Here is a 26,070-nt window from a genome sequence, read left to right on the forward strand (position 1 = left end):
AGCGAACTGGGGGTTGGCCGAGAATGTCCGAGAGCACTGCTGTGCGCGTTGATCCGTCCAACGAGCGGATGCTGCAGGCGTGGAACGGTGACGACGGCGCACTGTGGGCGAAGCGTGCGCAGCGCTTCAATGACGGCGTCGCCGCTTATCGCGACACGTTCTTCTCCGCGGCCGATATCCAACCGGCCGACAGGGTCCTCGATGTCGGCTGTGGTGCCGGTGAGACGACCCGTGACGTGGCGCGCCGGGCCTCGCGAGGTTCGGCGTACGGCGTGGACCTGTCCGGTGAGATGCTCGCCGTCGCTCGCGGGCTGGCCGAACGGGAACGTCTGTCCAACGTCTCGTTCGAGCAGGCGGACGCACAGGTCCATCCGTTTCCCGAGGCGGGTTTCGACGTCGTGATCAGCAGGCACGGGTCGATGTTCTTCGGTACTCCCCTGGCCGCGTTCGCCAATCTCGCCCGGGCGACGCGGTCTGGCGGACGTCTCGTGTTGCTGACGTGGCAGCCGTTTCGGCTCAACGAGTGGATCACCACGTTCCGGACGATCTTCGCGGCCGGTCGCGAGGTGCCGACCGTGGATCTCGCGCTCAGTGATCCTGGTGCGACCGAGGAACTGCTGACGTCCGCCGGATACGCCGATGTCCGGTGCATGGCGGTGAGCAAGCCGATGTACTTCGGTGAGGACGTCGACGATGCGGCGGAGTTCGTCATCGAGCAGCACGGCGGGCGGTTGCGCGATCTGGACGAGGCGGCGCGGGCGAAGGCTGTCGATACGCTGCGTGCCGATCTCGCCGAGCACCAGACCGGCCGAGGCGTGGTGTACGACTCGGCGGCCTGGCTCATCGAGGCCCGGCGGCCTTGATCACGGCTTGCGGGCGATCAGGTAGGCCTGCGGCGTGTACTCGAATTCCTCGGACGGTTCGCGGACCAGCTGGGAGACCAGGGTGAATCCCGCCTCCCCCAGTTGGTCCGCGATCTTCTCCGGTTCCAGCCGGTAGGCGTCGCAGGAGATGTCGTGTCCATACGCGTGCTCGATGTGGCGTACTTCGTCGCCGACCTGGAACGCCAGCAGCAGGTGACCGCCTGGGGCGAGAACGCGGTGGAAGTCGGTGAAGATCTCCGGTAGCCGCTCGCGTGGGGTGTGGATGATCGAGTACCAGGCGACGACGCCGGCCAGCGTGGCGTCCTCAATGGACAATCCGGGCATCTCCCCGATCTGGAAGTCCAGGTGCGGGTACGACTTCCGGGCGACGGAGATCATCTCCGGTGAGAGGTCGACGCCGTGGATGTCGAGTCCGAGGCCGTGGAGGTGCTGGGTGATGCGGCCGGGGCCGCAGCCGATCTCGGCGACTCGTCCGCCGCTCGCGGTTTGGACGAGTTCCGCGTACGCGCCGAGCATGGCGCGGTCCCAGGTGGATCCGGCGAGGTGGTCGCGGAGGAGTTCGGCGTAGTCGGCCGCGACCGTGTCGTAGGCGGTGCGGGTGAGGGTGAGGTAGTCGGTCACGGCCGAGACCCTATCCCCTGACTCCGACGACAATCGTCGCGTAGAGGTCGTCGTCGGTGATCACTTCGGGGGTCAATCCGTTGTGTGCCATGGCTTTCGCGGTGTTTTCGGCTTGGCTCTCCCCTGTTTCGATCAGGAGGTGGCCGCCGGGGGCGAGCCATTGTGGAGCTTCGGCGGCGACGCGGCGGTGGACGTCGACGCCGTCTTGTCCGCCGTCGAGTGCGACGCGGGGTTCGTGGTCGCGGGCTTCGGGCGGCATCATCGCGATGGCGTCGGTCGGGACGTAGGGGGCGTTGACGACGAGGAGGTCGACGCGGCCGCGCAGTGACTCCGGCAGGGGTGCGTAGAGGTCGCCTTCGAAGACCTCTCCCCCGGCGTCGGCGACGTTGGCTCGGGCGCAGCGGACGGCGGCGGGTTCGATGTCGGCGGCGTAGAGCCGGATTCCGCCGAGTTCGGCCGCGATGGCCGCGCCGAGTGCTCCTGTTCCGCAGCAGAGGTCGAGGACGACGGCGCCCGGCTCGGCCAGGGTGAGGGCGTGGCGGACGAGGAGTTCGGAGCGTTGTCTCGGTACGAAGACGCCGGGTTCGACGACGATGCGGAGGCCGCAGAATTCGGCCCAGCCGAGGATGACTTCGAGAGGTTCGCCGTCGATGCGTCGTTCGACCATGGTGTCGAGTTCGGCGGGTGTGCGGGCTTCGGCGCTGAGGAGGCGGGCTTCGTCTTCGGCGAAGACGCAGCCGGCCGCGCGGAGTCTGGCGACGATCGTCATCGGTCCCGCAGTCTGGTGAGGATCCCGTCGAGGGCGTGCCGGACGGTGTCGGGGACGCCGTTGGTGCGCAGGTCGGTGAGGAGTTGTTCGTTGAGCCCGCCGGGGGTCATGTGCTTGCCGGTGAGGGCTTCGAGTGAGCCGGGCTGCTGGAGCAGGGATTGGCCGAGCTGGCCGAAGATGTGGCTGGTGAAGGTGGTGGCGATGGTGTCGTCGACGCCCTGGTCGGTCATCCAGGCGGCGATGGTGCCGAGGTAGTCGAGGTGGGCGGCGAAGGTGGCCGTGGCGGCGCTGAAGATGTCGAGGTCTTCTTCGGCGTCGGGGACGACGCTGCCGCCGATGCTGTCGAAGAGTGCTCGGGCTTCGGTGTTGTCGGGGTACATGGCGGTGAGGCTTTGGCGGCGGGCGGCCGGGGGTAGCGGGATGCTGCGGACGACGTCTCGTGCCGGGGCGGCCCAGTCGCGGAGCCGGGCTAGGGGGACGCCGGCGAGGGCGCTGATCAGGACGTGGTCGGGCCGGAAGGTGAGGTCCCGGAGGACTTCCTCGGCGATCGGCGGGCGGACGGCGAGGACGATCGTCGTGGCGCTGTCGAGGACGGCTTGGTTGCTGTCTCGGACGTGGACGTTCGGGAAGCGGGCCGAGAGTTCTTGTCCGACGCTGCGGCTGCGGGGCGAGAGGAAGATCGTGGGTGGGTCGGTGATGTCTTTGCTGAGGCCTTCGACGATGGCGGCGGTGATCTCGCCCGCGCCGACGAATCCGTAGTGCATGGTCTCTCCCCTAGGCCCCGGTGGTGCCGTCGACACGTTCACGGATGAGGTCGGCGTGGCCGTTGTGGCGGGCGTATTCGCCGATCATGTGGACGTAGACCATGCGGAGCGAGAAGGGGTTTCCGCCGACGTCGAAGGTGTCGTCGAGGGAGCCTCGCGCGGCGGCTTCGTCGGCCAGGCGGATTTCCTCGAGGAGGGTGTTGTAGGCGTCTTCGGCTTTGGTGGCGTCGAGGACTTCGAAGTCGTGGTCCTTGCCGAGGGCGGGGTCGTAGAGGGGTTCGATGTCTTCTGCGGCGAAGCGCAGGCGGAACCAGATGCGTTCGACCTTGGCCAGGTGGCGGATGAGGCCGAGGAGGGTGAGGTTGGAGGGCGGGACCGAAGCCTGCGCGAGTTGTTCGCCGGTGAGGCCGGAGAGCTTGGAGAGGAAGGTGCTGCGGTGCCAGTTCAGCAGGCTGGGCAGGAGGATGCGTTCGTCGGCGGCGGTGTCGCCGGACGGACGGGTCACCTCGGGGGCGGTCCATGTCATAGCGGCGATCATGCCATCGGGTGACATGGGATTCGTGGTGCGCCTGCCGGGGTGAGCGGGGTCACGTGGGACGGGCTGAATCCTTTCGTGGGGTGCCCGGCTCTTGTAAGGGCCGGGACAAGCTCGGCGCGGGAGGAGGTTGTCGTGGAGGCCGATTGGCCGCGGGACTCGTTGATCGTGGCGGCGCAGGGTGGGGACGCGTCCGCCATCGCCGCCTTGGTCTCGGGTTCCCATCCGCATGTGCAGCGGTTCGCGCGGTCGCTGTGCGCTTCGCCGGAGGACGCGGAGGATTCGGCGCAGGAGGCGCTGATCATCCTGTACCGGAAGATCGGCACGCTGCGGGCCACCGGTGCGCTGGCGTCGTGGATGTTCCGGATCGTGCGCAACGAGTGTCTCCGGCGGGCGCGCCGGGCGTGGCGTGGCGACGATCTGGCGGATTCCGTCGTGGTGGTGTCGGCCGAAGAGGACGCCTTGGATCGGCTGGAGGCGCAACGGGTGGCGGCGGCGATCGCCGAGTTGCCCGCTGATCAGCGTCGCGTCTTGATCATGCGTGACATCCAGGGTCATTCGGGCCGGGCCGTCGCCGACGCGCTCGGTCTGAGTACGGCCGCGATGAAGTCCCGGCTGCATCGCGCCCGGGCGACGGTGCGGGCTCTTCTCGACATTCCTGCTTCCTGATCTTCGTTTCCCCTTATTTCTCTTGAGGAGTTGTCATGCTCGAAATCGGTTCCACGGTTCCCGAGGTCGTTCTGGAGGACACGGCCGGGCAGGTCGTGCGGCTTTCGGATCACCGCGGTAAGGACAACGTGCTGATCTATTTCATGCGGTCGACCACGTGTCCGGTCTGCAACAGCCATGTGAAGGATCTCGTGGGGCGGGCCGAGGAGCTGGCCGCCGCGGAGGTGCGGGTGCTGGTCGCCGTTCCCGAGGGCCGGGCGGAGGCGAAGGCGTGGCGTGCGAAGCGCGGGGTGCCGTTCCGGGTGGTGACCGGTCGCGGCGGTACGCCGCACGAGGCTTTCGGGTTGGGGAAGAAGCTGCTGCAGCAGTCGGGCAGTGTGCTGATCGACCGGGACGGGGTGGTCCGGCATGCCCATGCGGCGACGATGCCGACCGGTGCTTATGACCGGAAGGGGATCGTCAGTGCGGTGGAGGGGCTTGCCAGAGTGCGTTGACTGAAGGTGTGAATCAGTGCTTCACTTCTTGGGTGCCGTATCGCCGTACACCGAAGGTCCAGGAGCGCCTGGACGCCCAGCGTGACGCCGTCCTCGCCGCCGCCATGGAGCAGCTGGCGGAGCGTGGCTACGCGGGGTGTTCGGTGTCGGCGGTCGCGGAGCGGGCCGGGGTGGCGGTCGGGAGCGTGTACCGCCACTTCCCCACCAAGGCCGCGCTGGTCGTGGAGCTGTTCCGCAAGGTCGTCACGCGTGAGGTCGAGGCGGTGCGCGCGGTGTCGGAGCGGCCCGGCACACCTGCCGAGCGGGTCGTGGCGGTCTTCGACACCTTCGCGAGCCGCGCGTTGAAGACGCCGCGGATGGCCTACGCGCTGCTGGCCGAGCCCGTCGACGCGCCGATCGAGGCCGAACGGCTGGTGTTCCGGCGCGCGTTCCGCGATGTGGTGGCCGGGCTCGTGGCCGACGGCGTCCGTTCCGGGGTGCTGCCCGCCCAGGACGCCGAGGTCACCGCGGCGGCGCTGGTCGGTGCCGCCGCCGAGGTGCTGATCGGTCCGTTGACCACCGGCAGTGCGGACGAGGTGTCCGGGCTGCGCACTTTCGTCCTGCGTTCTTTGGGAGGTTCCGATGCCGGTCACTCATGAGGTCACCAACCAGGTGCCGCCGCTGACGGAGTACGACGTCGCCGCGGATCCGGCTCTGCTGGAGGGGCTGGAGCGGGCGGACGCGGGCTGGGCGGTGGCCGAGGTGCACGCGCTCGGCAGGCTGGCCGGCAGTGAGCAGGTGCAGGAGTGGGGCAGGCTCGTCAACGAGAACGAGCCGGTGCTGCGGACGCACGACCGGGTCGGGAACCGGATCGACGAGGTCGAGTTCCACCCGCACTGGCACGACTTGATGGACGTCGCGGTGTCCCACGGGCTGCACGCGGCGCCGTGGCGGGATTCCCGTCCGGGTGCGCATGCGGCGCGGGCGGCGAAGATGTACGTCTGGGGTCAGGTAGACGCGGGACATACGTGCCCGATTTCGATGACCTACGCGGCGGTTCCGGCGTTGCGGTTCACTCCGGAGCTGTCGGCGCGGTACGAGCCGTTGCTGGCGTCGGCGGAATACGACTTCGGGCTGCGTGAGCCGAGCACGAAGCGCGGGCTGATCGCCGGGATGTCGATGACGGAGAAGCAGGGCGGTTCCGACGTCCGGGCGAACACGACCACGGCGCGGCCGCTCGGTGATGGCAGCTACGTGATCGTCGGGCACAAGTGGTTCACCTCGGCGCCGATGTCGGACATGTTCCTGACGCTGGCGCAGGCGCCGGGCGGGCTGTCGTGTTTCCTGCTCCCCCGTGTCCTGCCGGACGGTTCGCGCAACGGGATCCGGTTGCAGCGGCTGAAGGACAAGCTGGGCAATCGCTCCAACGCGTCGTCGGAGATCGAGTACGACGACGCGGTCGGCTGGCTGGTCGGCGAGGAGGGCCGCGGGGTGCGCACCATCATCGAGATGGTGAACAACACGCGGCTCGACTGCGCGGTCGGGAGCGCGTCGGGGATGCGGTACGGCGCCGTGCGGGCGGTCCATCACGCGCGGCATCGCCGGGCTTTCGGGGCGAACCTGGTGGATCAGCCGCTGATGGGGAATGTGCTGGCGGATCTCGTGGTGGAGTCCGAGGCGGCGACGACGGTGGGGATGCGGCTGGCGGCGGCCACCGACCGGCAGGGTGACGAGCAGGAGCAGGCGTTCCGGCGGCTGGGCCTGGCGGTGACGAAGTACTGGGTGTGCAAGCGGGGTCCGTCGCACGCGGTGGAGGCGCTGGAGTGCCTGGGTGGCAACGGGTACGTCGAGGAGTCGGGGATGCCGCGGCTCTACCGTGAGGCGCCGCTGATGTCGATCTGGGAGGGTTCGGGCAACGTCGCGGCGCTGGACGCGTTGCGGGCGATGGCGAAGCAGCCGGAGTCGGTGGCGGCGTACTTCACGGAGGTCGAGCAGGCGGCCGGTGCCGACGTGCGGCTGGACGACGCGGTGGACAGGCTGCGCAAGGAGCTGTCCGATCTGTCGGACATCGAGTACCGGGCGCGGCGGCTGGTGGAGTCGATGGCGCTGGTGTTGCAGGGTTCGTTGCTGGTGCGGCACGGTGCGCCGGCGGTGGCCGACGCGTTCTGCGCGTCACGGCTGGGCGGCGACTGGGGTGGCGCGTTCGGGACGCTTCCGTCCGGGGTGGACACCCGGGCGATCGTCGCCCGCGCCGAGGTCTGAGGCCGGCTCTGTCGTGAGTGGTGATGACGGTGAGAACCAAGGGTGTTTTAGGTACCTACCGGGGGCAGGTTCGTTGGCGGCTGGCTCGGACCATCGCCACCAGGCTCAGTGGCACCGCCGGTCACAGCGGTAGCGCGTGAAGGTCCCCTTCGCTCGGCTCAGCAGAGGAAACTCGACCTTCACAGCCTTCCGAAGTACATGATGGCCCCCTTCCTTGCGCCTAGCGCAAGGAAGGGGGCCATCATGTACTTCACCGCGGGCAAGGCCGCAGGCTACGAGCAGGTACCCGAGTGAGGGTTGGTTATTGAGAGGTAAGGCAAACGTGGCGTGATCGACTCGATGGCGTGAAGGTCCCCTTGCCTACCCTCAAGGTAGCGAAGGAGGCCTTCACTACTTGGCGACCTACGTGGGACTCCCTCACGAGACCGGGGCCTGTCCGCGAAGGACAGTTTGCGGCGATCCGGCGTCCGGTTGATGCCTGAATGCACGTTCCTGACCGGGGTCGTGAGTGGCAAAGAGCGTTCTAACGCTCCTTGCCACTCACGACCACCCCGTGAAACCGCACAAACAGCCCAAGTCGGACACTTGTCTTCAGAAGAGTGTCTCTCGGATCCGCGGCCCGGCTTCCGCCAGCCAGCCGGACGCTCGCCGGAGCACGACATCTTTGCCTTACCCCTCAAAATAGAACCGTCATTACCACTCACGACTCCGCCCGGTGAGTCGAACGCTCAGTGCCCGGATGACCACGTGCCGCTGAGGTCCGGCCGATTCCGCCGGCCGGACGGCCGCCGAGCACTGCGAATGGCCGCGGGATTGCGGAATTCGGGTGCATGCAAGGGCTCCCGCGTCGGCTACGTTCGTCGGTCATGGTCGATCGCCGAAGATGCCTGGTCCTGGTCCCCCTGGCGCTGTTCGCCGCCGGCTGCGCGACGGCCGCCCCGACGCCGATCTTCGCCGCGGCGAGTTCGGGGCCTTCCGCGGGGAGTGCGCCGATGCTGGGGGCGGCGGCCCCGTCCGGGGCACCGTTCGTCGCCGCGGACGGACGGGATCTGCGGGCGTGCGCCGACGGCGAGTGCGAGGTGCTGGTGCGCAACGGCGATCAGATCCCCAACGACGGCGGCGCGGGGCCGCTCGCGGTCGCGATCCAGGCCGGGAAGGTGGGGCTCGCCCCGGCGTCGGGCGGGATGGGCGCGGCGGTGTCCGGTCCGGCCGGGATGGCCCACCAGATCAACCGGCAGGTGATCGTCGTCGTCGCGGTACAGGGCAACGAGGGGATCCTCCGGCTCAGCAAGAAATAGCCAGGACACCGCACTGTACCTACTAGTATGTACGGCATGCATGCGATGCAGTACGAGATCACCCTCCCCGCCGACTACGACATGGGCGTCATCCGCGACCGCGTCGCCACCCGCGGCCATCTGCTCGACGACTTCGGCGGCCTGGGGCTGAAGGTGTACGGGATCCGGGAGCGCGGCGTCGACGGCTCGACCCTGAACCAGTACTCCCCCTTCTACCTGTGGCACGACGAGGCCGGGATGAACGCCTTCCTGTTCGGCGGGCCGTTCACCGGCATCATCGAGTCGTTCGGGCGTCCCGCGGTGCAGCACTGGACCGTGCTCGGATTCGAGGAGGGTCCCGCGTTCGGCACCGCTCCCGTGGCGGCGGGCAAGCACGTCACGACGATCCCCGCCGAGGCCGATCCGGTGGCCTTCCTGGGCGAGGCCCTCGACGGGCTTCGCGAGCACCTGCGGCAGGACGGCGCGCATTCGGGGGCGCTGGCCGTCGATCCGCGGACCTGGCAGGTGGTGCGCTACAGCCTGTGGCGCGACGAGGCACCGGAGTCGGACGAGGTCCGGTACCGGATCCTCCACCTGTCCTCGCCGCGGCTGGACGAGCTGCGGCGAGGACGGCAGTGGGATCAGCCCAGCAGCGCGGCGAGCAGCACCCCGGGGTCGGCCTCGGGCGTCCCGGCCGGCCACTGATCCCGGTACGGGTACCAGAGGCCGTCCTTGCCCAGCCGTATCTCCACGCCCGTCCCGCGGACGGCGCAGTGGTTGCGTTCGACGTCCAGGCCCTGGCCGGGATCGTCCACCACCTCGGCGAAGGCCGCCCTTGCGCGGCCGATCGCCTGGGGCGGCGGGGTCCAGGTGGTTTCCAGGACGTCGAGACCGGCACGCCCGCCGTGTCGCCAGGCGAGCACGGCGCGGTCGAAGTCGTCACCACCCTCGGGTGGGCGCAGCCGTCCGGCGCTCTCCGGCCGGGTGGCGGCGAGGCGGACGGCGTCCTGTCTGCGGGTGAGCTTCGGCTGTGACGCCAGCAGCGCACCGGCCATCTGGGCGGCGTTGGCCACCAGCAGGGCGAAGGTCTCCGCGGGGATGCCGGGTGCGGCGGGCACCGTCGGACCTGCGGACGGCACGAACTCGGCGACGTCGGGCAGCGGACCCGGTTCGTCGGCGTAGGCCCGCTCCGGTGAGGTGTCGTCGTCCCCTGTCCGCACGAACCGGGGCGCGTTGCGCCGCTGCAACTCGTCGAGGAGTTCCCGCTCCCCCTTGCCCCGCATCAGCAACAGCACGAAGGGATCGGCGTCGAGCAGCCACGAGGCCTGGAACGACAGCGCCGCCGCGTGACGGCACGGCAGTTCCCAGCCGGGGCAGTCGCAGTCCGGGTCGAGGTCCCCGATCCCGGGCAGCAGGTGCACCCCGGCGTCGTCCGCGGCCTCGACGAGGTCGTGTGGCATGTCCCGGTCCAGCAGCGCTGCGAGGTGCCCGGCCCGCGAGGCGACGCGATCGAGGAAGTGCTCCCATTCGGACTCGGTCAGCTCCGCGAGCCGGACCTCGGTGCGGTACTGGCCTTCCTGGTCGTCGACCACGGCGGCGATCCGGCCGGGGCTGACCGTGATCGGCCCGACCCGGCCGGCCGCGGCGTACTTGCGGCCCTGTTTGAGCTGCCGCAGGTCCAGCGCGGTGTCCTCCATCGCGCTGATCCACGCGCGGCCCCACCACGAGCGGGCGAACTGGCCGCGGCCACCTTGGGCGCCGAAGGCGGGGAAGCCGCGGACGCGGTCGTCGGGCGTGCTCATCGGCGGCTCCTCAACTCGACCAGTTCGGCCAGTTCCGTGTCGGTCAGTTCGGTCAGGGCGGCCTCGCCGCCGGCGAGTACCGCGTCGGCCAGCGCGCGTTTCTCCCGCAGCATCGCCGCGATCCGGTCCTCGACCGTGCCCTCGGCGATGAGCCGGTGCACCTGCACCGGCCGGGTCTGCCCGATCCGGTAGGCGCGGTCGGTCGCCTGGTCCTCCACCGCCGGGTTCCACCAGCGGTCGTAGTGCACGACGTGATCGGCGCGGGTCAGGTTGAGCCCGGTCCCTGCCGCCTTGAGCGACAGCAGGAACACCGGTACCTCACCGGCCTGGAACCGGCGCACCAGCTCCTCGCGTTTGGGCACCGGGGTGCCGCCGTGCAGGAGTTGCGTGCCGATCCCGCGGGCGGCGAGATGCCGTTCCAGCAGCCGCGCCATGGCGACGTACTGGGTGAACACCAGCACCGCGCCGTCCTCGGCGAGGATGGTGCCGAGGAGTTCGTCGAGCAGTTCGAGCTTGCCGGACCGGCCGTCGAGCACCGCGCCCGCCGGTTCCTTGAGGTACTGGGCGGGATGGTTGCAGATCTGCTTGAGCCCGGTGAGCAGCTTGACGATCCGGCCGCGGCGCGCGATGCCCTCGCTGGCGGAGATCTCGGCCATCAGTTCGCGCACCGTCGCCTCGTACAGCGCCGCCTGCTCGGCGGTGAGCGTCACCGGCCGGTCGGTCTCGGTCTTGGCAGGCAGTTCCGGTGCGATCCCCGGATCGGATTTGCGCCGCCGCAACAGGAAGGGGCGGACCAGGCGGGAAAGCCGCTCCGCGGCCTCGGGGTCCTTTCCGGACTCGACCGGTTTCGCCCACACCCGGCGGAAGTCGGCCATGGTGCCGAGCAGACCGGGAGTGGTCCAGTCGAGGATCGCCCACAGTTCGGCGAGGTTGTTCTCCACCGGGGTGCCCGTCAGCGCCACCCTGGCCGACGACGTCAGCGTCCGCAGCGCCTTCGCCGTGCCGGAGCGGTGGTTCTTGACGTGCTGAGCCTCGTCGGCGACCAGCAGTCCCCAGTGGACGGCGCCCAGCGGGCCCGGGTCCACGCGCAGCGTGCCGTAGGTGGTGAGCACGAAACCGTTGCCGAGGTCCTCGAGCGAGCGCTCCGTGCCGTGGAACCGCCGCACCGGGACGCCGGGGGCGAACCGGGTGATCTCGCGTTCCCAGTTGCCCAGCAGGGAGGCCGGGCAGACGACCAGCGTCGGGCCGTCCGCGCGCTGCAGATGCAGCGAGATCAGCGTGATGGTCTTGCCGAGACCCATGTCGTCGGCCAGGCAGCCGCCGAGCCCGATCGAGGTCATCGCGGTGAGCCACTGCAGGCCGCGCAGCTGGTAGTCGCGCAGGGTCGCGGCCAGACCCCGCGGCGGGGCCTGCGGTTCGGGCGGGGCGAGCAGCCGTTCCCGCAACGCGGCGAGCCAGCCGTCGGTGAGGACGTCGACGCGTTCGCCGTCGACCTCGGCCGTCCCGCTCAGCGCGGCGCCGAGCGCGTCGATGGGGGTCAGCGGTTTCAGGGCACGATCCCGCGCCTTCGCCGCCAGCGCCGGGTCGACGAGCACCCACTGGTCACGCAGCCGCACCACGGGACGGTGGGCCTCGGCCAGCGCGTCCATCTCGGCCGCGGTGAGCGCGGCGCCGCCGAGCGCGAGCTGCCAGTCGAACTCCAGCAGCTTCCCGCCCGCGAAGAACGACGGGAGGTCGCCGGGAGGCGCGTCACCGCCGCCGACGACGGCCTTCGCGCTCAGATCGCGCGCGAGCACGGCGGGCCAGTGGACCTCGATACCCGCGGTGGCCAGCAGTGGCGCGCCGGTGGTGAGGAGTTCGGTGACGTCGGAGTCGCCGAGGCCGACCTCGTCCGGGACCGCCGCGTTGAGCAGTGGTTCCAGCGGTGGCCACACCTGGGCCGCGCGCAGCAGCGCCAGCATCACGTCGATCCGGGCCCGCGGGCCGAACCTGTCGTCGCCCGCCCACAGCGCGGCGGCGTCGCCCACCACGCCCGGATCGGCGAGGTTGTGCACCTGGACAACCCCGCGGAAGCGCCCGTCGGCGAAGTCGTCGCCGGGCATCTCGACGCGCAGCGAGACCCGGACGCCGGAGTCCAGCCCGGCCGCGACCTCGGCAGCCCAGTCCCGCAGCTCCGGGACCCGATGCGACGGCGGGGCGGCGAAGGCCTTGACGCCGGTCGCCTGCGCGGCAGCGGGTGTCCGGGGCAGGGTGTCGGCGACCGCGTCGAGGAACGCGCGCAGCAGCGGATACCTCGCCGGGAGGAGGTTTCCCTCTCCGCGAATAGCCCGGGCCCGCGGCGGCATCGCCTCGGCGAGCCGGTGCAGCCACGCGGCTTCGGCGGCCTCCAGCGGCCCGGCACGCCAGGCGTCCACATCGGACTCGGTGAGCCCGGGCAGCAGGCGGCCCGCCTCAGCGAGCTTGAGAGCCGCCGTGGCCGCCATGCTCCAGAAGCGCGCGGAGGGATCGCCGCTGGCGTGCAGCCGCAGGAGGGCGGGGAGCGCCTCGGCCATCGGAAGCCGGACGCAGGGCACTGTCCTGAGCTCGGGAAGGGCGACCGTCACCTCCCCGGTCCCCGGCCGGTCACCGTCGGCGTTCCAGAAAACGAATCCGCTGGTCCGAGCCGGATTCTTCGGTTCGAACACGACACTGTCGAAACCGTCGTGAGACGTCACTCAACCCCAATCTCTGTACGGTGTACAGTTCAGGATAACACAAACTCTGTACAGCGTAGAGAGAACAAGGATGACGTACGCGGACTACACCGGCACGGGCGATCCACGGCGGACCATCGAACTGCTCTGGGGCGTGCGGGACAAACCCCGGCGTGGCCCCAAGCCGAAGCTGACCGTCGAGGAGATCGTCACCGCGGCGATCGACCTCGCCGACTCCGAGGGGATCGCCGCGCTGTCGGTCCGGCGGGGCGCGGAACGGCTCGGCGTCTCCCCCATGTCCCTCTACACCTACATCCCCAGCCGCGCCGAGCTGCTCGACCTGATGATGGACCGGGTGCACGGCGAGCTGACCGATCCGCCGGCGAGCCACGACTGGCGGGTCACGATGACGATCCTCGCCGAAGACGCCTGGGAGATGTACCACCGGCATCCGTGGATGCTCCAGCTCATCACCAGCCGTCTCCCCCTCGGCCCCAACACCTTCGCCAAGCACGAACGCGAGCTGGGCGCCATCGACGCGATCGGGCTCACCGACCTGGAGATGGACGCCGTGGTCGCGATGGTCAACGGATACGTCCAGGGCATCGCGCGGGGGTCGGTCGAGTCGGCGAGTCTCGTGCGCCGCTCCGGGATGACGGACATGGAGTGGTGGACCGCCAGCGCCCCCGTGCTCGCGGAGATCCCGGAAGCCGACGCGGGCCTGTTCCCGCTGGCGGCGCGGATCGGCCAGGCGGCCGGGGAGGCACACGGTGCGGCGAGCGCGCCGCTGCACACCTTCCGGTTCGGCCTGGCACGGATCCTGGACGGCGTGGAGCAACTGGTGAACGGGGCCGCACGCGGGGCGGAGCGGGAACTGCCCTCCTGAGCCAGGTCACCTGCCGCGTCGTCGCAATGAGCGGTAGAGCAGCCACAACGCCAGCGCGACCGGGGTCAGGACCGCCGTGAACAGGATCCCCGCGAACATCCCGTAGCCGTGCGGATCGGAGGACAAGCCGGTCGCGCTGAGCACCGCGCGGCCGGCGAGCAGCACGATCACCGCGGCGACGCAGGCGAACGCGCCGAGCACGACGCGTCGGAACACCGTCCTCGAGGTGCTCGTGCGGCCGGTGTCGTCCGGCATGTCCATATGCGGCTCCGCTGGTGGCAACGTCACTCCGGGTCGGGAGTGCAGACGGTCAGGAACGACTTCCGGTTCTCGCGCTGGACGCCGGCCGCGTCCAGCCAGCCGCTCCGGCCGAACAGGTAGCTCCCGGCCGGATGCCGGGCCGACTCGCGCAGCACCTGGGTGACGTCGGCCTTGGCACCGTACGCTTTCGGGCCGTCGACGGCGATGCTGACCGAGCCTGCCTTGGTCCAGTCGTACTCCGCGGGCAGCGGGGTCCGGACCTGGAGGCCACTGGTGTCCACAGAGGATTCGCCGGAGGTTGTCAGCAGGTCCAGGCGCTCGACCCGCACCCCCGGCCGCGGCGCGGTCCACATCTGCTCCGTGCTCTCCTTGGCGCCGGAATCGAACGTCAGCCTCAGGCCGGTGACGCCCTCGCACGGAGTGCCCGTCCACAGTTTCAGGACGCCGTCGTCGACGCGGAACCCGGCCTCCGGCGGCAGCGACGGCGCGAACTGCGCCCTGGTGTCACACGCCCCCGTCACCGCCGCCACGAGCACGGCGGCGCAGACGACCCTTCTAGTAGCCGCCATCGGACAGTCCCGCGTCTTCCTCGGTTTCGTTGCCGCCGGTGACCTGCTCCCACGCGTAGGAGGCGAGGAAGCCCGTGTAGCCCTCGCGGCCCCATTGCTGGGAATGGCGCTCTTCGTGGTGCAGCAGCCGGTCCATGTCGAGCGACCCCTGGGAGGCACCGTTGTCGCCCTCGTACCAGGCGTGGCCCGACTTCGCGACCTCGCGAAGCTGCTGCGCCGGATCCTTCGGATCGTCGATGTTCAGCATGAACGTGTCGCCCCAGGTGGTTCCGCCGCGCTGGCTGAACTGGTCCTGGACGAGGTTTCCGCCGAGCCCCATCATCATGCCGTTCGGGGTGGTCACCAGCCGCCCGCCGTTGCCGTGCACGAAACCCACGTCGTCGTCGTAGCTCCAGGAGTTCTCCCGCTGCCGGTCGGTGATCCGCCGCAGTTCCTCGGATCCGTACGGCGTCGGCGCGAAGTCGGTCTTCTCGCCTTCGGTGCCGTAGTCGGTGCCCGCGTTCAGGACGTAGGTCATCCGCACCGCCTTGGCGGCGTCGTCCCCGCTGATGTCGGTCGGCATCAGGAAGTACGACTTGTAGGTCCCGTCGCCGTCCTTGTCCTCGCGGATCTCTTCCATGCCGTCGAGGACCTTGAAGTCCTCCGGCGTGATGTCGTGTTCGTCGGCGATCTTCTTGATGGTGTCGATCGAGACGCCCCGGCGTACGGCGTTCTCCAGCCATTGCCGGTAGTGGCCGGACGCGGGTGGTCCGTTCAGCAGACCCGCGTCGCGCAGGGCCTGTTCCATCTCGACCACTTGGGCGTCGATCTCCCCGCCCTTCCTGGCACCGGCCAGGGTGGTCGCTCCGTGGTCGCTGATCTCGCCGTCCCGCGCCAGCCGCATCACCCGGGCGAGAGTGGCGTCGATGGCGTTCGCCGCTGCGAGGATCGCCTTGGTTTCCTGTGCCAGCTGCTTCCTGATGGTTTCGCGGTGCCGCCGGGACTCGGCGTACTCCTCGGCCTCGAACCGGGACTTCGGCGGAGGATCGGCGGGCTTGTCGTCCACGATCGCGCCGTCGGCGGCGATGCGGAACTGGTAGGTGCCGGCGAGGGAGTCGTTGTTGGCGACCCTGGTCTTCAGTGCGGACACATCGTCCGACGCGTTCTGCAGGGCGCTTTCGACGGCGGAGAGTTCCGCGATCAGGGTCTCGGCGTCGTTCCGCGTCTCGCCCAGCGAATCGCGGGCGCGCTCGCCCGCCGGGCCGTGCCAGTCGGGCAGTTTCCTGGCGTCGTCGAGTTCGTCCTGCAGCCCGAGGAGTTTGTCCCGCCGTCCACCCAGGTTGGTGGCCGTCGCGTCGAGCGCTTCGGCGTCCCATGTGCGGACGTCGTCGTAGCCGACCGTCATCCTCCGAACGCCTCCTCCGCGGACTTCTCGCTTTCGGAATAGGCCTTCGCGGCCGTCGTGATCGATTCGCCCCAGCGGTCGATCTCGCCGGCCCACCCCTTGGCGCGCTCGGTGAACGTCGAGGCCAGCGTCGGCGCGCTCTTCGCGGCCTCGCCACCGGGCAACGCCGTCGCGATCGCGTCCAGGCCTGCGCCCGGTTCCACGGCTCTGGCCTGGTCCGCCGCGGACCCCGCCGCCTTGGCCGCGTTCCGCAGCTGACCGATCTCGACCTCGTACCCGCTCACAGCCTCAGACCCCCAACCCTGGATAGGTCAGCGGGACTCTACGGGAGCTCGGGAGTCTCCACAGGCGATTCGGGCGAAGGGGTGGTCGCTTCCTCGACGACCGGAGTACGGGCGAGTTCGGCCAGCTGACGGACGACGTCGTCATACCGTGCCTGGTCGGCGGCGGCGCGGGCCTGTGCCCGCTCCAGTTCCTCGGCCAGCGCGGTCGCCCGGGCTTCGGCGAGGCTGCGGGCGGTGTGCTCCCGCGCCAGCTCGGCGCGGACACGGTCCAGATCGCCCCGTAGCGCCGTGGATTCCGCCCGTGCCGCGGCACAGTCCTTTTCGGACACCGTCGCCCTGGCCTTCGCCTCGTCGAGCCGGTCCAGCAAGGCTTCGAGTTCGGCCACCGCCCGCGCCAGCGCGGTGTCCCGCTCACCAAGCTCCGTGGTCAGCCGCGTCTTCTCCGTCCGCACGGCCGCGAAATCCTCGCGCAGCGTCCGGAGGTCGGAGACCAGCGCGTCACGGGCGCGTTCCGCGGCGACCGTCGCGGCTTCGGCGGCGCCCCGGGCCCGTTCGTGCGCCGCGATCTCGGTCCACGAACGCTGGCGGGTCTCCTCCGCGTCCTTCAAGGCCTGCTCGGCGGTGCGTTCGGCCTTGGCCTTGGCCATCCTGTCGTCGCGGGACGCGGCCAGCGCCGTCGCGCGCGCCGTGTCGGCCTTCGCCGCCGCCTGCTGGGCCTCCTCGGCCTCCCGCCGCGCCGTGGCCGCCTCGGTCTCGGCTTCGGTGACCCGGCCCAAGGCCGCCCCTGCCGCGTCGTCGAACCGCGCGCGCATCGCGTCGAGCGATTCCACCAGTGACGCCGCCGCCGGGGTGAACTCGTCGGCGATCCGGCGGACCTCCAGCAGCGGATCGGCCACGCTCGCCACCGCGGCGGCCCGGCGGGCGCGCGACGCCGCGTCGGCGTGCGTCTTACTGCAGTAGGCCGAAGGCCGTCCGCCCTTGCGTTTCCCGTCGGCGTCCACCGCGGGCGGTGGCAAAGGATTCTCGCAGCCTTCCAGCGCGCACAGCCGGACCTCGTCGGCGTCCGTATCGATCACCGCCGCAGGGTAGCGCTGACCGGTGGGGTGAGAAGCGGGGCAACGCCGGGAAAACCGGCGGTCCCGCCGATAGGGTCGTCCGAGTGCGTGTCCTGTTCACCTTCGCCGGCGGCAACGGCCACTTCCGGCCGCTCGTCCCGATCGCCCGTGCGCTCGCCGACGCGGGGCACACGATCGCGTTCACCGGCGAGCCGCTGATGGTTCCCGTCGTCGAGGCGGCCGGCTTCACGGTGTTCCCGTCGGGCCCGAATCTCGGCAGCGACGGAGAACGCCGCCCGTTGCTCCCCGTCGACAGGGACCGCGAGGACGCCGATCTGCGCGACGGTTTCGTCCGCCGTACCGCTCCCCTGCGCGCGGAGGACGTCCTGGCGCTCTGCGACACCTGGGCGCCGGACCTCCTCGTCTGCGACGAAGCGGACCTCGGTCCGATGATCACCGCGGAAAAGCTCGGCCTCCCCCACGCGACCGTCCTGGTCACCGCCGCGGGCGCCCTCATCCGCCCCGACCTCGTGGACGACGCGCTCAACGACGTCCGCGCCGCCCACGGGCTTCCCCCGCAACGGAATCTGGAGACGGCCCACCGCCATCTCGTGCTCTCGCCCTTCCCCGCGAGCTTCCGCGATCCCCGGTTCCCGCTGCCGCCGACCACGCGGCCCTTCCACGTACCCGTTCCCGGACGCGGCCCCGTGCCGGACTGGCACGTCGAGGGCCGCCCCGGGCTTTACTTCACCCTCGGTACGATCTTCAACACCGAGTCCGGCGATCTGTTCGCGCGGGTGCTGGCCGGTCTGCGGGAGGTCGACGCGACCTGTGTGGTGACTGTCGGGAACCTCATCGATCCCGCGGAGTTCAGCCGTCAGCCCGAGCACATCCACCTCGCGAAGTACCTCCCGCAGGACGACGTCCTTCCGTACTGCGACGCGGTCCTCAATCACGGCGGCTCGGGCAGCCTCCTGGGCGCGATCACCCACGGTCTGCCGATGGTGCTGCTGCCGATGGGCGCCGACCAGCCCCACAACGGCGATCGTGCCGTCGCACTCGGGCTCGGAAGGGTCCTCGACGTCATCGAAGCGACCCCGGAGGACATCCGTGACGCGGTGTCCTCGGTGCTGCGGGAACCGTCCTACCGGGAGGCGGCCGGGCGGCTGCGGGACGAGGTCACCGCGTATCCGCCGCCGGAGGAGACCGTTCCGTTGCTGGAAGGGCTGCTCCGGTGACCGGTGACCTCGACGCCGCGATCACCAGGGCGTTCCGTGAGGAGTCGGGTCAGGTGATCGCGACCCTGATCCGGGTCACCGGCGACTGGGATCTGGCCGAGGAATGCGTCCAGGAGGCGTTCGCGCTCGCGCTGCGCACCTGGCCCCGCGACGGTGTCCCCGCGAAACCCGGCGCCTGGCTCACCACCACCGCCCGCAACCGTGCCACCGACCGGATCCGCCGAGAGGCCGTCGGCGCGGAGAAACTGCGGGAAGCCGCGGACCTGGCCGCCGACGCCGAGCCGGAGTGGAACCACAGCGGCGTCGGCGACGACCGGCTCCGGCTGATCTTCACCTGCTGCCACCCGGCTCTGCCGATGGAAGGGCAGGTCGCGCTCGCGCTGCGGACCTTGGCCGGGCTCACCACCGCCGAGATCGCCCGCGCGTTCCTGGTCTCCGAGGCGACGATGTCGCAGCGCCTGGTCCGGGTGAAACGGAAGATCCGCACCGCCGGGATCCCGTACCGCGTCCCGCCCGCCGACCTGCTGCCCGAACGCACCGCCGCCGTACTGGGCATGCTGTACCTGCTGTTCAACGAGGGCTACTCGGCCAGCGCGGGCACCGATCTGCTGCGCCCGGACCTGTCCGCGGAGGCCATCCGGCTCGCCAGGGTCCTCGCCGAACTCATGCCCGGCGAACCGGAGGTCCTCGGGCTGCTGGCGCTGCTTCTCCTGCACGACGCCCGCCGTGTCACCCGCGTCGACGGCGACGGCACGCCCGTCTCGCTCGAGGATCAGGATCGTGGTGGCTGGAACGCCGCCGAGATCGCCGAGGGCACCGAACTGCTGGAGACCGCGCTCCGCCGCGGTGTCCCCGGGCAGTACCAGGTCCAGGCCGCCATCGCCGCCTGTCACGCCACCGCGGCGCGGGCCGCCGACACCGACTGGGCGCAGATCGCCGCGCTGTACGGGGAACTGCTGCGGTTCGTGCCCTCGCCGGTCGTCGAACTCAACCGGGCGGTGGCCGTCGCGATGGCCGAAGGCCCCGAGGCCGGGCTCGAACTGGTCGACAAACTGGCCGCGGACGGCAGCCTGCCCGGCTACCACCTGCTTCCCGCGACCCGCGCGGACCTCCTCCGGCGGCTCGACCGGTTCGGAGAGGCCGCCGACGCCTACCGTGAAGCGCTCGCGCTCACCGGTACCGACGCCGAGCGGGCCTACCTGGCGGGAAAACTCGCCGAAATCTCCTGACGGACGGATCAGGCGCGGGCGTGCACGATCAGCCCGCCCACCAGCGCGCCGAAGCCGCCGATCGCGGCCAGTGTCCGGACCAGGTTCCACCGTTCCCAGACACCTTCGAACTTCGCCCGCAGCGCCTCGAAGTCGGTGCTGTCGCCGTCGAAGCCCGCTTCGAGCGCGTTGTTCAACGGCACGTTGATCGCCATGGTCACGATCAGCATCACCAGCAGCAGGACGAATCCCGCGATCAGCCACGGCAGCGCGGACCGCAGCTCCGACCGGAAGTGCAGCGCCGCCGCCACCGCGGCGAGCAGCGGCGCGCCACCGAAACTCAGCGCGAACCAGCCGTTGAGGATCGCGATGTTGATCTCCCGCATCCCGGTCACATACGTCCGGGCGTCGGCCCGCCCCAGCCCCGGCATGACCGAGCAGGTGTAGGCGTAGAACAAGCCCGCGATCAACCCCGCCGTGATGACGGCCGCGACCAGGATGACCGTGCTCAGCGTGGACACTCCTGTCGCCTCCCTTCCGATTCCCGTTCGTTTCATCGATTCCAGACTCCGGTGGCCGCGGCTTTCGCGGCATAGTCGGAGAAGTCCCTCGCGGGCCTGCCCAGTACCTGTTCGACGTCATCGGTGAGCGAGGCATTCCGGCCGTCGAGGATGCGCGTGAACAGGTCGGTCAGGCCCTCGATCTCCTCCTCCGGCACACCCTGTTCGGCAGCCCCCGCCGCGAACTCCGCCGCGGAGACCGGAACGTACCGGACATCCCGCCCCGCAGCCTTGCCGATTTCCGCCGCCACGTCCGCGAAACCCAGCAACCGGGGCCCGGTCAGCTCGTACACCCGGCCGTCGTGCCCGTCGGTGGTCAGCGCCGTCACCACGACGTCGACGATGTCCTCGACGTCGATGAACGGCTCGGTCACCTGCCCGGCGGGGAGCACGATCTCACCGGCGAGCACCGGTTCCAGCAGGAAGTGCTCGCTGAAGTTCTGCGCGAACCAGCTGGACCGCACGACCGTCCACTCGGCACCGGACTCGCGCACCCCTTCCTCACTGACCACGGCCTCCTCCTCACCGCGGCCGGACAGCAGCACCAGCCGCCGGACGCCGTGCTCCACGGCCAGCTTCGAGAAGTCGCGGATCGCCTCGGCGGCGCCGGGGAAGGCGAGGTCGGGGTAGTAGGTCAGATAGGCCGCGCCGACGCCGGTGACCGCCGCCGTCCAGGTGGACCTGTCGTCCCAGTCGAACGCCGGACGCGACGCCTTCCGGACCTCGATCCCCAGGTCGGTCAGCCGCCGTGCCACCCGGCGCCCGGTCTTGCCCGTCGCACCGAGGACCAGCACCGTCTCGTTGTTCTTCGTCTCTGTCATGCCCCTAGTCAAGCGCCTCGGAATGAGACTCGACATAGTTCAAAGGCTCTATTCCATGTTTCATCGTCTACACTTGGCGGGTATGGACCCCCTCGCCGGACTGCTCGACGGACCTCGCGCCCGCGGCGCGTTCCTGCTGAAATCGGTGATGACCCCGCCGTGGTCACTGCGCGTGGAGGACGAGGCGCCGCTGACGGTGATGGCCCAGGTTCGCGGGGACTCCTGGGTCGTGCCCGAGCACGGGGACGCCGTCCGGCTCGGCGCCGGCGACATCGCCATCGCCCGCGGCCCCGACCCGTATCTCGTCGCGGACGATCCGGCCACGCCACCGCAGGCGATGATCCTGCCGGGACAGGAATGCCTGGCCCCCGACGGACGGCACCTCACCGAGCTGTCCGACCTCGGCGTCCGCACCTGGGGCAGCGATCCGGACGGCCCCGTCGTCCTGCTGACCGGCACCTATCCGCTAGAGGGCGAGATCAGCAAACGGCTCCTCACCGCGCTGCCACCGCTGCTGGTCGTGCGGGACGAGGAGTGGGAGAACCCGCTCGTGCCGTTGCTCGCCGGGGAGATCGTCAAGGACTCGCCGGGGCAGGAAGCCGTCCTGGACAGGGTGCTCGATCTGCTCCTGGTCGCCGCGCTGCGGACCTGGTTCGACCGGCCAGGGGCCGCGGCACCGGCCTGGTATCGCGCGCATCGTGACCCCGTCGTCGGGCGGGCGCTGAAACTGTTGCAGCACAAGCCTTCCGAGCCGTGGACGGTGGCGAGCCTCGCGGCCGACACCGGGGTTTCACGGGCCGCGTTCGCCCGCCGGTTCACCGCCGCGGTCGGCGAACCACCGATGGCCTACCTCGCGAGCTGGCGCATCGCACTCGCCGCGGATCTGCTGCGGCAGCACCCCGACGTCACCATCGGCGCGGTCGCGCGGCAGGTCGGCTACGGCAGTTCGTTCGCGCTCAGCACCGCGTTCAAACGCGAACACGGCGTCAGCCCGCAGCACTACCGCGCCGGCGTCGCGTAGCGCTCGACCAGTTCCGCGCCGATCCGCGCGAGTTCCTCCTGGACCGACGGCGGGCCCAGTACCTCGATCATCGAGCCCCAGCCCGCGAGTTTCTGGGCGATCATCCACGCCACCGGCGCCGACACCGTCACCCGCACCCGTCCGTCGCCGAGTGTCTCCTCGACCACCGACTGCCGTCCGAAGTGGTCCTGGAGGATCGGCAGATGCCGCTCCGCGATGAGCACGGTGGCGTCCAGCCCCGAGCGTCGTCGTTCGATCTGATCGACCACGCCCTCCCACGCCCGCGACAACTCGAAGTCGTCCGGGCGCGCCGCGGGCAGGTCGCTCACCTCGACGTCGGCCATCCGGTCGACGCGGAAGGTCCGCTGGCCCTTCTCGGTGCCGGCGATGAGGTACCAGACGTCGTCCTTGTCCACCAGGCCCCACGGATCCACCAGCCGCTCGGCCGGGGCGGCCCCCTTCTTCGCGTAACCGAAGCGGACCTTGCGGCGGCGGACGATCCCAGCCTGCAGCACGGTCAGCGGTGCGGGCCGTTCCTTCTCCCGCTCACCCCAGCGGGACGGATCGATGACGACCGCGTCCGCGGCGGCCTGGGCGTCGGCCCGGAAGGTGTCGGGCAGGGCGCGGACCAGTTTCCGCAGGGCGGATCTGACCTCCGGCGAGATCGACGCCGCCGGCCCGGCGAGCAGGAACAACGCCTGCGCCTCCGACGCCGACAGTCCACTGAGGTCCGTCCGCGCGCCGCCGATCAGCGACCACCCGCCACCGCGGCCCGGCTGCGGGTACACCGGCACGCCCGCCGCCGACAGCGCGTCGAGGTCCCGCCGGGCCGTGGCGACCGAGATCTCGAGTTCGTCGGCCAGCTCCGAAGCCGTGACCCGGCCCCGCGCCTGCATCAGCAGAAGGGTGGCCACCAGGCGATCAGCACGCATACGGCTCAGTCTGGCAGGTAAACCGCTCACCCGATGCGCACTTTGGGTACCCGCGTTTCGTCCTCTGGATGTGGTAGTTCGCGATGCCAACTACCGCATCCAGAGGACGAAACGCGAGCTTGACCCTCACATCGATGTCAGGGCTTACGGTCGGCCGCAACCGACCTCGAAGGAGCACACATGGCAGGCGCAGTGGTCATCGGCGCGGGACCGGGCATCGGACGCTCCGTGGCCCTCCGGTTCGCCCGTGAAGGGCTGCCGATCACCCTCATCGCCCGCACCGAGGCGACCCTCGCCCCGGTGGCCGCGGAAATCGGGACCGCACTCGCGCTGACCGCCGACGTCACCGACGAGAAAGCACTCACGACCGCCCTCGACGCCGCCGTCCGCGAACACGGCGTGCCCGACGTCGTGGTCTACAACGCCGCCGTCATCCAGGCCGACGCCCCCGGCGAACTCACGACTGAAGAGCACCTCAGGGCCTGGTCGGTCAACGTCGTCGGGGCGATCACCACCGCCGCTCACGTCGCGCCGCGGATGGCCGAACGCGGCTCCGGCACGATCATCATCACCGGCGGAATGCCGGACGCCGTACCGGAGTACACCAGCCTGTCGCTCGGCAAGGCCGGTGTCCGTGCGCTGGTCTCACTGCTGGACAAGCGATTCGGGCCCTCGGGCGTGCACGTCGCGTCGGTCACCGTCGCCGGCGCCGTCGCGAAGGGGACACCGTTCGACCCGGACGACATCGCCGAGCACTACTGGCGCCTGCACACCCAGCCGCACGACGGCAGGCTGCGGGAGATCGTCCACAAAGGATGAAAACGGCTACCAGTGTGCCGGGTGGGAGAGCGACTCGGGCAGCGTCGTCGTCGCGTCGCCCTTGGCCGCGTCCACCTGGGACTGGATGAGGAAGAGCGCGCCACGCAGATCCGCGCCACGGATGTCGGCGTCGCGCAGGTCCGCCCCGATGACGTCGGCCTGGCGCAGATCGGCGCCGCGCAAGTCCGCGCCGATCAGGTAAGCCCCGCGAAGGAGCGCGCCACGCAGGTTCGCGCCCTTCAGTTTCGCGCCGATGAGGTCGGCACCGCGCCGGTCCTTCTTCTTGCCCGGAACCTCGGCGCGGGCGAGTTCGCTCGCGCGCAGCAGGAGGCCGTTCACCTCGCCCCGGTGCGCGTGGACGTCCAGTTTCCGCAGCACGTCGGGTTTCTCCAGCGTCATCCGCTCGGTCCGGTCGATCATCCCGGCCAGGTCGCCGCGGATCGGCGCCGACGTCGGCAGTGCGGCCGCCTCGGTGAGGTAGTAGAGCAGTTCCTGCAGATCCCGCATGACCGGGAACACCGCGAACATCGACTTCGCCGTCTTCGGCGCCTTCCGCCAGTCCTCGCCGTCGAAGGTGACCTGCGAGACCTTCTGGCCCGCGCCGAAGCAGTCGTAGACCGTGCAGCCGGTGAAGCCCGTCTTGCGGAGCTTGTCGTGGATGCCGCACCGGGAGTCCGCGAGCAGGTTCGGGCACGCTTGGCCCGCCGGTTTGGTGATCGCGAAGTCGGCCGAAGCCGCGAAGGCCGGGACGACACAGCACAGGCCGAAGCAGTTCTCGCAGTCGGCTCGCAGGCTCGAAAGGGCTGGCACGGTGATTCGGGCTCCAGAGGATCGGCAGGTGTTCCACCCACAGGGTACGGAGGAGCCCAGGTCCACTTTCCGTGCAGGGCACCCCCCGCTAATGGTCGCCAGACGAAGGTCGGGTCCTGCCCCATTCAGTCGATATCGGACATGTCAAACGCTCAATAACCTCGATCTTCGTGGGCTTCGGCAGGTGCCGTCCCATGCGGTCGAGCTGGACCGCTTTCCTCTCCCGTGGTCTTGACCGGCCGGTCCCCCTGCGAACGACAGGACGAACGCATGCGAGAGACGAGACAAGCGCGTTGGCTGACGGGTGCCGGAATGGCGAGTGTCCTCGCCGTGGCGATCAGCGTCACCGCCGCTCCCGCGCAGGCCGCCGAAGGACAGATCCTCGCCGCGGGATCACCTGAGGCGATCCCGAACAGCTACATCGTCACGCTGAAGGACACCGGCGTCGTCGACGCGCTGGCCAGCCGCTTCGGCGCGAAGGTGGAGCAGGTCTACAGCGGCTCGCTCAAGGGCTTCGCCGCGTCACTCTCGGAGAAGCAGGCCAAACGGCTCGCCGCGGACCCCTCGGTCGCGGCCGTCGAGCAGAACCAGGTCGTCCACGCGGACGCCACACAGGTCAACCCGCCGTCCTGGGGCCTCGACCGGGTCGACCAGCGCAACCTCCCGCTCGACCAGCGCTACAGCTACACCTCCACCGGCGCCGGCGTGAACGTCTACGTCATCGACACCGGGGTGCGGATCAGCCACACCACCTTCGGCGGCCGCGCCCGCAACGGCTACGACTTCGTCGACAACGACGCCGTCGCCCAGGACGGCAACGGTCACGGCACCCACGTCGCCGGCACGATCGCCGGTTCGCAGTACGGCATCGCCAAGGGCGCCACGGTCTACGGCGTCCGCGTGCTCAACAACTCCGGCAGCGGCACCACCGCCGGCGTCATCGCGGGCATCGACTGGGTCACCAAGAACCACGTCAAGCCCGCCGCCGCCAACATGAGCCTCGGCGGCGGCGCCTCGACCGCCCTCGACGACGCCGTCCGCCGCTCGATCGCCGCGGGCGTCACCTACGGCGTGGCCGCCGGGAATTCCAACGCGAACGCTTCGAACTACTCCCCCGCCCGCGTGACCCAGGCGATCACCGTCGGCTCGACCACCAACACCGACGCGCGCTCCAGCTTCTCCAACTACGGCTCGGTCGTGGACATCTTCGCGCCGGGTTCGAACATCACCTCGTCCTGGAACACCGGTGACAGCGCGACCAACACCATCAGCGGCACCTCGATGGCGACCCCGCACGTGGTCGGCGTCGCCGCCCGCTACCTGCAGAACAACAAGTCCGCCACCCCCGCGCAGGTGGCCACCGCGCTCATCAACGCCGCCACCCCGAACAAGGTGACCAACCCGGGCTCCGGTTCGCCGAACCGGCTCCTGTACTGGGCGCCGACCGCCTGATCTCACGCCCCACACACGCCA

General features: G+C 70.2%; 28 protein-coding genes. 13 read left to right on the forward strand and 15 right to left on the reverse strand.

Features of this window, described 5'->3' with window-relative positions:
• Positions 1-23: 23 nt before the first annotated feature.
• Complete coding sequence (locus L324_RS23065) at positions 24-863, forward strand: class I SAM-dependent methyltransferase (RefSeq protein ID WP_037312198.1); 840 nt, start codon at positions 24-26, stop codon at positions 861-863.
• On the opposite strand, the gene L324_RS23070 is transcribed toward L324_RS23065, so the two are convergent.
• The 4 genes from L324_RS23070 to L324_RS23085 are packed head-to-tail and all read right to left on the reverse strand — an operon-like array spanning position 864 to position 3,576.
• Complete coding sequence (locus L324_RS23070; protein WP_037312200.1) at positions 864-1,505, reverse strand: class I SAM-dependent DNA methyltransferase; 642 nt, start codon at positions 1,503-1,505, stop codon at positions 864-866. It abuts the gene before it with no gap.
• A 10-nt stretch (positions 1,506-1,515) separates the two neighbouring features.
• Positions 1,516-2,274: a putative protein N(5)-glutamine methyltransferase gene (locus L324_RS23075; protein ID WP_037312202.1), complete on the reverse strand. Its 759-nt coding sequence runs from the start codon at positions 2,272-2,274 to the stop codon at positions 1,516-1,518.
• A complete protein-coding gene (locus L324_RS23080) occupies positions 2,271-3,038 on the reverse strand; it encodes an NAD(P)-binding domain-containing protein (RefSeq protein ID WP_037312204.1) in 768 nt (255 codons plus the stop codon). The genes L324_RS23075 and L324_RS23080 overlap by 4 nt, the downstream gene beginning before the upstream one ends.
• A gap of 10 nt (positions 3,039-3,048) precedes the next feature.
• Complete coding sequence (locus L324_RS23085; RefSeq protein ID WP_081736437.1) at positions 3,049-3,576, reverse strand: DinB family protein; 528 nt, start codon at positions 3,574-3,576, stop codon at positions 3,049-3,051.
• 132 nt (positions 3,577-3,708) lie between these two features.
• Here L324_RS23085 and L324_RS23090 point away from each other — a divergent pair, with 132 nt between their 5' ends.
• From L324_RS23090 to L324_RS23115, 6 genes are all read left to right on the forward strand, one after another.
• A complete protein-coding gene (locus tag L324_RS23090) occupies positions 3,709-4,242 on the forward strand; it encodes an RNA polymerase sigma factor (protein WP_037312208.1) in 534 nt (177 codons plus the stop codon).
• Between the two features lie 35 nt (positions 4,243-4,277).
• On the forward strand, positions 4,278-4,736 hold the full coding sequence (locus L324_RS23095) for a peroxiredoxin family protein (protein ID WP_037312210.1): 459 nt from the start codon (positions 4,278-4,280) through the stop codon (positions 4,734-4,736).
• Positions 4,737-4,768: 32 nt separating this feature from the next.
• Complete coding sequence (locus tag L324_RS23100) at positions 4,769-5,374, forward strand: TetR/AcrR family transcriptional regulator (protein WP_037312212.1); 606 nt, start codon at positions 4,769-4,771, stop codon at positions 5,372-5,374.
• Positions 5,358-6,977, forward strand: a complete 1,620-nt coding sequence (locus L324_RS23105) for an acyl-CoA dehydrogenase family protein (RefSeq protein ID WP_037312214.1) — start codon at positions 5,358-5,360, stop codon at positions 6,975-6,977. Before L324_RS23100 ends, L324_RS23105 begins: the two co-directional genes overlap by 17 nt.
• Positions 6,978-7,843: 866 nt before the next feature.
• The gene (locus tag L324_RS23110) at positions 7,844-8,275 is read left to right on the forward strand and encodes a hypothetical protein (protein WP_051174053.1); all 432 of its coding nucleotides are present in this window, start codon (positions 7,844-7,846) and stop codon (positions 8,273-8,275) included.
• Positions 8,276-8,311: 36 nt separating this feature from the next.
• Positions 8,312-8,959, forward strand: coding sequence for a DUF4865 family protein (locus tag L324_RS23115; RefSeq protein ID WP_037312620.1), 648 nt, complete (start codon positions 8,312-8,314; stop codon positions 8,957-8,959).
• Here the strand turns inward: L324_RS23115 and L324_RS23120 are convergent.
• Both L324_RS23120 and L324_RS23125 read right to left on the reverse strand, forming a co-directional pair.
• Entirely contained in the window at positions 8,896-10,056 is a 1,161-nt protein-coding gene (locus L324_RS23120) for an SWIM zinc finger family protein (RefSeq protein ID WP_037312217.1), read from the reverse strand. The two genes, L324_RS23115 and L324_RS23120, sit on opposite strands and share 64 nt — an antisense overlap.
• Entirely contained in the window at positions 10,053-12,770 is a 2,718-nt protein-coding gene (locus L324_RS23125) for an SCO1167/SCO6262 family helicase (RefSeq protein ID WP_037312219.1), read from the reverse strand. The genes L324_RS23120 and L324_RS23125 overlap by 4 nt, the downstream gene beginning before the upstream one ends.
• A 70-nt stretch (positions 12,771-12,840) precedes the next feature.
• Here L324_RS23125 and L324_RS23130 point away from each other — a divergent pair, with 70 nt between their 5' ends.
• Complete coding sequence (locus L324_RS23130) at positions 12,841-13,635, forward strand: TetR/AcrR family transcriptional regulator (protein ID WP_037312221.1); 795 nt, start codon at positions 12,841-12,843, stop codon at positions 13,633-13,635.
• A gap of 6 nt (positions 13,636-13,641) precedes the next feature.
• Here the strand turns inward: L324_RS23130 and L324_RS23135 are convergent, their stop codons facing one another.
• From L324_RS23135 to L324_RS23155, 5 genes are read right to left on the reverse strand one after another with little or no spacing between them, the layout of a single operon-like run.
• On the reverse strand, positions 13,642-13,896 hold the full coding sequence (locus L324_RS23135) for a hypothetical protein (RefSeq protein ID WP_051174054.1): 255 nt from the start codon (positions 13,894-13,896) through the stop codon (positions 13,642-13,644).
• Between the two features lie 23 nt (positions 13,897-13,919).
• Entirely contained in the window at positions 13,920-14,465 is a 546-nt protein-coding gene (locus L324_RS23140) for a hypothetical protein (protein ID WP_037312222.1), read from the reverse strand.
• Positions 14,452-15,849, reverse strand: coding sequence for a WXG100 family type VII secretion target (locus L324_RS41025; protein ID WP_051174055.1), 1,398 nt, complete (start codon positions 15,847-15,849; stop codon positions 14,452-14,454). Before L324_RS41025 ends, L324_RS23140 begins: the two co-directional genes overlap by 14 nt.
• A complete protein-coding gene (locus L324_RS23150) occupies positions 15,846-16,133 on the reverse strand; it encodes a hypothetical protein (RefSeq protein ID WP_037312224.1) in 288 nt (95 codons plus the stop codon). Before L324_RS23150 ends, L324_RS41025 begins: the two co-directional genes overlap by 4 nt.
• A 38-nt stretch (positions 16,134-16,171) precedes the next feature.
• Entirely contained in the window at positions 16,172-17,209 is a 1,038-nt protein-coding gene (locus L324_RS23155) for a hypothetical protein (RefSeq protein WP_037312226.1), read from the reverse strand.
• 83 nt (positions 17,210-17,292) lie between these two features.
• Here L324_RS23155 and L324_RS23160 point away from each other — a divergent pair, with 83 nt between their 5' ends.
• Positions 17,293-18,426: a glycosyltransferase gene (locus L324_RS23160; protein WP_037312229.1), complete on the forward strand. Its 1,134-nt coding sequence runs from the start codon at positions 17,293-17,295 to the stop codon at positions 18,424-18,426.
• Positions 18,423-19,655, forward strand: a complete 1,233-nt coding sequence (locus L324_RS23165) for an RNA polymerase sigma factor (RefSeq protein ID WP_037312231.1) — start codon at positions 18,423-18,425, stop codon at positions 19,653-19,655. Before L324_RS23160 ends, L324_RS23165 begins: the two co-directional genes overlap by 4 nt.
• Before the next feature lie 8 nt (positions 19,656-19,663).
• On the opposite strand, the gene L324_RS23170 is transcribed toward L324_RS23165, so the two are convergent.
• Together L324_RS23170 and L324_RS23175 are read right to left on the reverse strand one after the other, a co-directional pair.
• Positions 19,664-20,155, reverse strand: a complete 492-nt coding sequence (locus L324_RS23170) for an anthrone oxygenase family protein (protein ID WP_081736438.1) — start codon at positions 20,153-20,155, stop codon at positions 19,664-19,666.
• Positions 20,156-20,187: 32 nt separating this feature from the next.
• Positions 20,188-21,015, reverse strand: a complete 828-nt coding sequence (locus tag L324_RS23175) for a Rossmann-fold NAD(P)-binding domain-containing protein (protein WP_037312232.1) — start codon at positions 21,013-21,015, stop codon at positions 20,188-20,190.
• Positions 21,016-21,097: 82 nt separating this feature from the next.
• Between L324_RS23175 and L324_RS23180 the strand changes: the two genes are divergently transcribed.
• Complete coding sequence (locus L324_RS23180; RefSeq protein ID WP_037312235.1) at positions 21,098-22,036, forward strand: AraC family transcriptional regulator; 939 nt, start codon at positions 21,098-21,100, stop codon at positions 22,034-22,036.
• On the opposite strand, the gene L324_RS23185 is transcribed toward L324_RS23180, so the two are convergent.
• Positions 22,015-22,968: a helix-turn-helix transcriptional regulator gene (locus L324_RS23185; RefSeq protein WP_037312237.1), complete on the reverse strand. Its 954-nt coding sequence runs from the start codon at positions 22,966-22,968 to the stop codon at positions 22,015-22,017. The genes L324_RS23180 and L324_RS23185 overlap by 22 nt on opposite strands.
• 180 nt (positions 22,969-23,148) lie before the next feature.
• Between L324_RS23185 and L324_RS23190 the strand changes: the two genes are divergently transcribed.
• On the forward strand, positions 23,149-23,787 hold the full coding sequence (locus tag L324_RS23190) for an SDR family NAD(P)-dependent oxidoreductase (protein ID WP_037312239.1): 639 nt from the start codon (positions 23,149-23,151) through the stop codon (positions 23,785-23,787).
• 6 nt (positions 23,788-23,793) lie between these two features.
• Here the strand turns inward: L324_RS23190 and L324_RS23195 are convergent, their stop codons facing one another.
• Positions 23,794-24,597 (reverse strand): pentapeptide repeat-containing protein, encoded by an 804-nt coding sequence (locus tag L324_RS23195; protein WP_037312241.1) that lies wholly within the window; start codon positions 24,595-24,597, stop codon positions 23,794-23,796.
• A 270-nt stretch (positions 24,598-24,867) separates the two neighbouring features.
• Between L324_RS23195 and L324_RS23200 the strand changes: the two genes are divergently transcribed.
• On the forward strand, positions 24,868-26,049 hold the full coding sequence (locus tag L324_RS23200; protein ID WP_037312243.1) for a S8 family peptidase: 1,182 nt from the start codon (positions 24,868-24,870) through the stop codon (positions 26,047-26,049).
• Positions 26,050-26,070 lie beyond the last annotated feature (21 nt).

It is taken from the genome of Amycolatopsis orientalis DSM 40040 = KCTC 9412, from assembly GCF_000478275.1.
GTDB classification, from domain to species: Bacteria; Actinomycetota; Actinomycetes; order Mycobacteriales; family Pseudonocardiaceae; genus Amycolatopsis; species Amycolatopsis orientalis.

Bases quoted from the DNA above. Each gene is read 5' to 3' on its own strand.
- L324_RS23065 (WP_037312198.1), top strand. From the start codon at position 24: ATGTCCGAGAGCACTGCTGTGCGCGTTGATCCGTCCAACGAGCGGATG.
- L324_RS23075 (WP_037312202.1), bottom strand. From the start codon at position 2,274: ATGACGATCGTCGCCAGACTCCGCGCGGCCGGCTGCGTCTTCGCCGAA.
- L324_RS23080 (WP_037312204.1), bottom strand. From the start codon at position 3,038: ATGCACTACGGATTCGTCGGCGCGGGCGAGATCACCGCCGCCATCGTC.
- L324_RS23085 (WP_081736437.1), bottom strand. From the start codon at position 3,576: ATGATCGCCGCTATGACATGGACCGCCCCCGAGGTGACCCGTCCGTCC.
- L324_RS23095 (WP_037312210.1), top strand. From the start codon at position 4,278: ATGCTCGAAATCGGTTCCACGGTTCCCGAGGTCGTTCTGGAGGACACG.
- L324_RS23105 (WP_037312214.1), top strand. From the start codon at position 5,358: ATGCCGGTCACTCATGAGGTCACCAACCAGGTGCCGCCGCTGACGGAG.
- L324_RS23110 (WP_051174053.1), top strand. From the start codon at position 7,844: ATGGTCGATCGCCGAAGATGCCTGGTCCTGGTCCCCCTGGCGCTGTTC.
- L324_RS23115 (WP_037312620.1), top strand. From the start codon at position 8,312: ATGCATGCGATGCAGTACGAGATCACCCTCCCCGCCGACTACGACATG.
- L324_RS23120 (WP_037312217.1), bottom strand. From the start codon at position 10,056: ATGAGCACGCCCGACGACCGCGTCCGCGGCTTCCCCGCCTTCGGCGCC.
- L324_RS23130 (WP_037312221.1), top strand. From the start codon at position 12,841: ATGACGTACGCGGACTACACCGGCACGGGCGATCCACGGCGGACCATC.
- L324_RS23135 (WP_051174054.1), bottom strand. From the start codon at position 13,896: ATGGACATGCCGGACGACACCGGCCGCACGAGCACCTCGAGGACGGTG.
- L324_RS23140 (WP_037312222.1), bottom strand. From the start codon at position 14,465: ATGGCGGCTACTAGAAGGGTCGTCTGCGCCGCCGTGCTCGTGGCGGCG.
- L324_RS41025 (WP_051174055.1), bottom strand. From the start codon at position 15,849: ATGACGGTCGGCTACGACGACGTCCGCACATGGGACGCCGAAGCGCTC.
- L324_RS23175 (WP_037312232.1), bottom strand. From the start codon at position 21,015: ATGACAGAGACGAAGAACAACGAGACGGTGCTGGTCCTCGGTGCGACG.
- L324_RS23180 (WP_037312235.1), top strand. From the start codon at position 21,098: ATGGACCCCCTCGCCGGACTGCTCGACGGACCTCGCGCCCGCGGCGCG.
- L324_RS23185 (WP_037312237.1), bottom strand. From the start codon at position 22,968: ATGCGTGCTGATCGCCTGGTGGCCACCCTTCTGCTGATGCAGGCGCGG.
- L324_RS23190 (WP_037312239.1), top strand. From the start codon at position 23,149: ATGGCAGGCGCAGTGGTCATCGGCGCGGGACCGGGCATCGGACGCTCC.
- L324_RS23200 (WP_037312243.1), top strand. From the start codon at position 24,868: ATGCGAGAGACGAGACAAGCGCGTTGGCTGACGGGTGCCGGAATGGCG.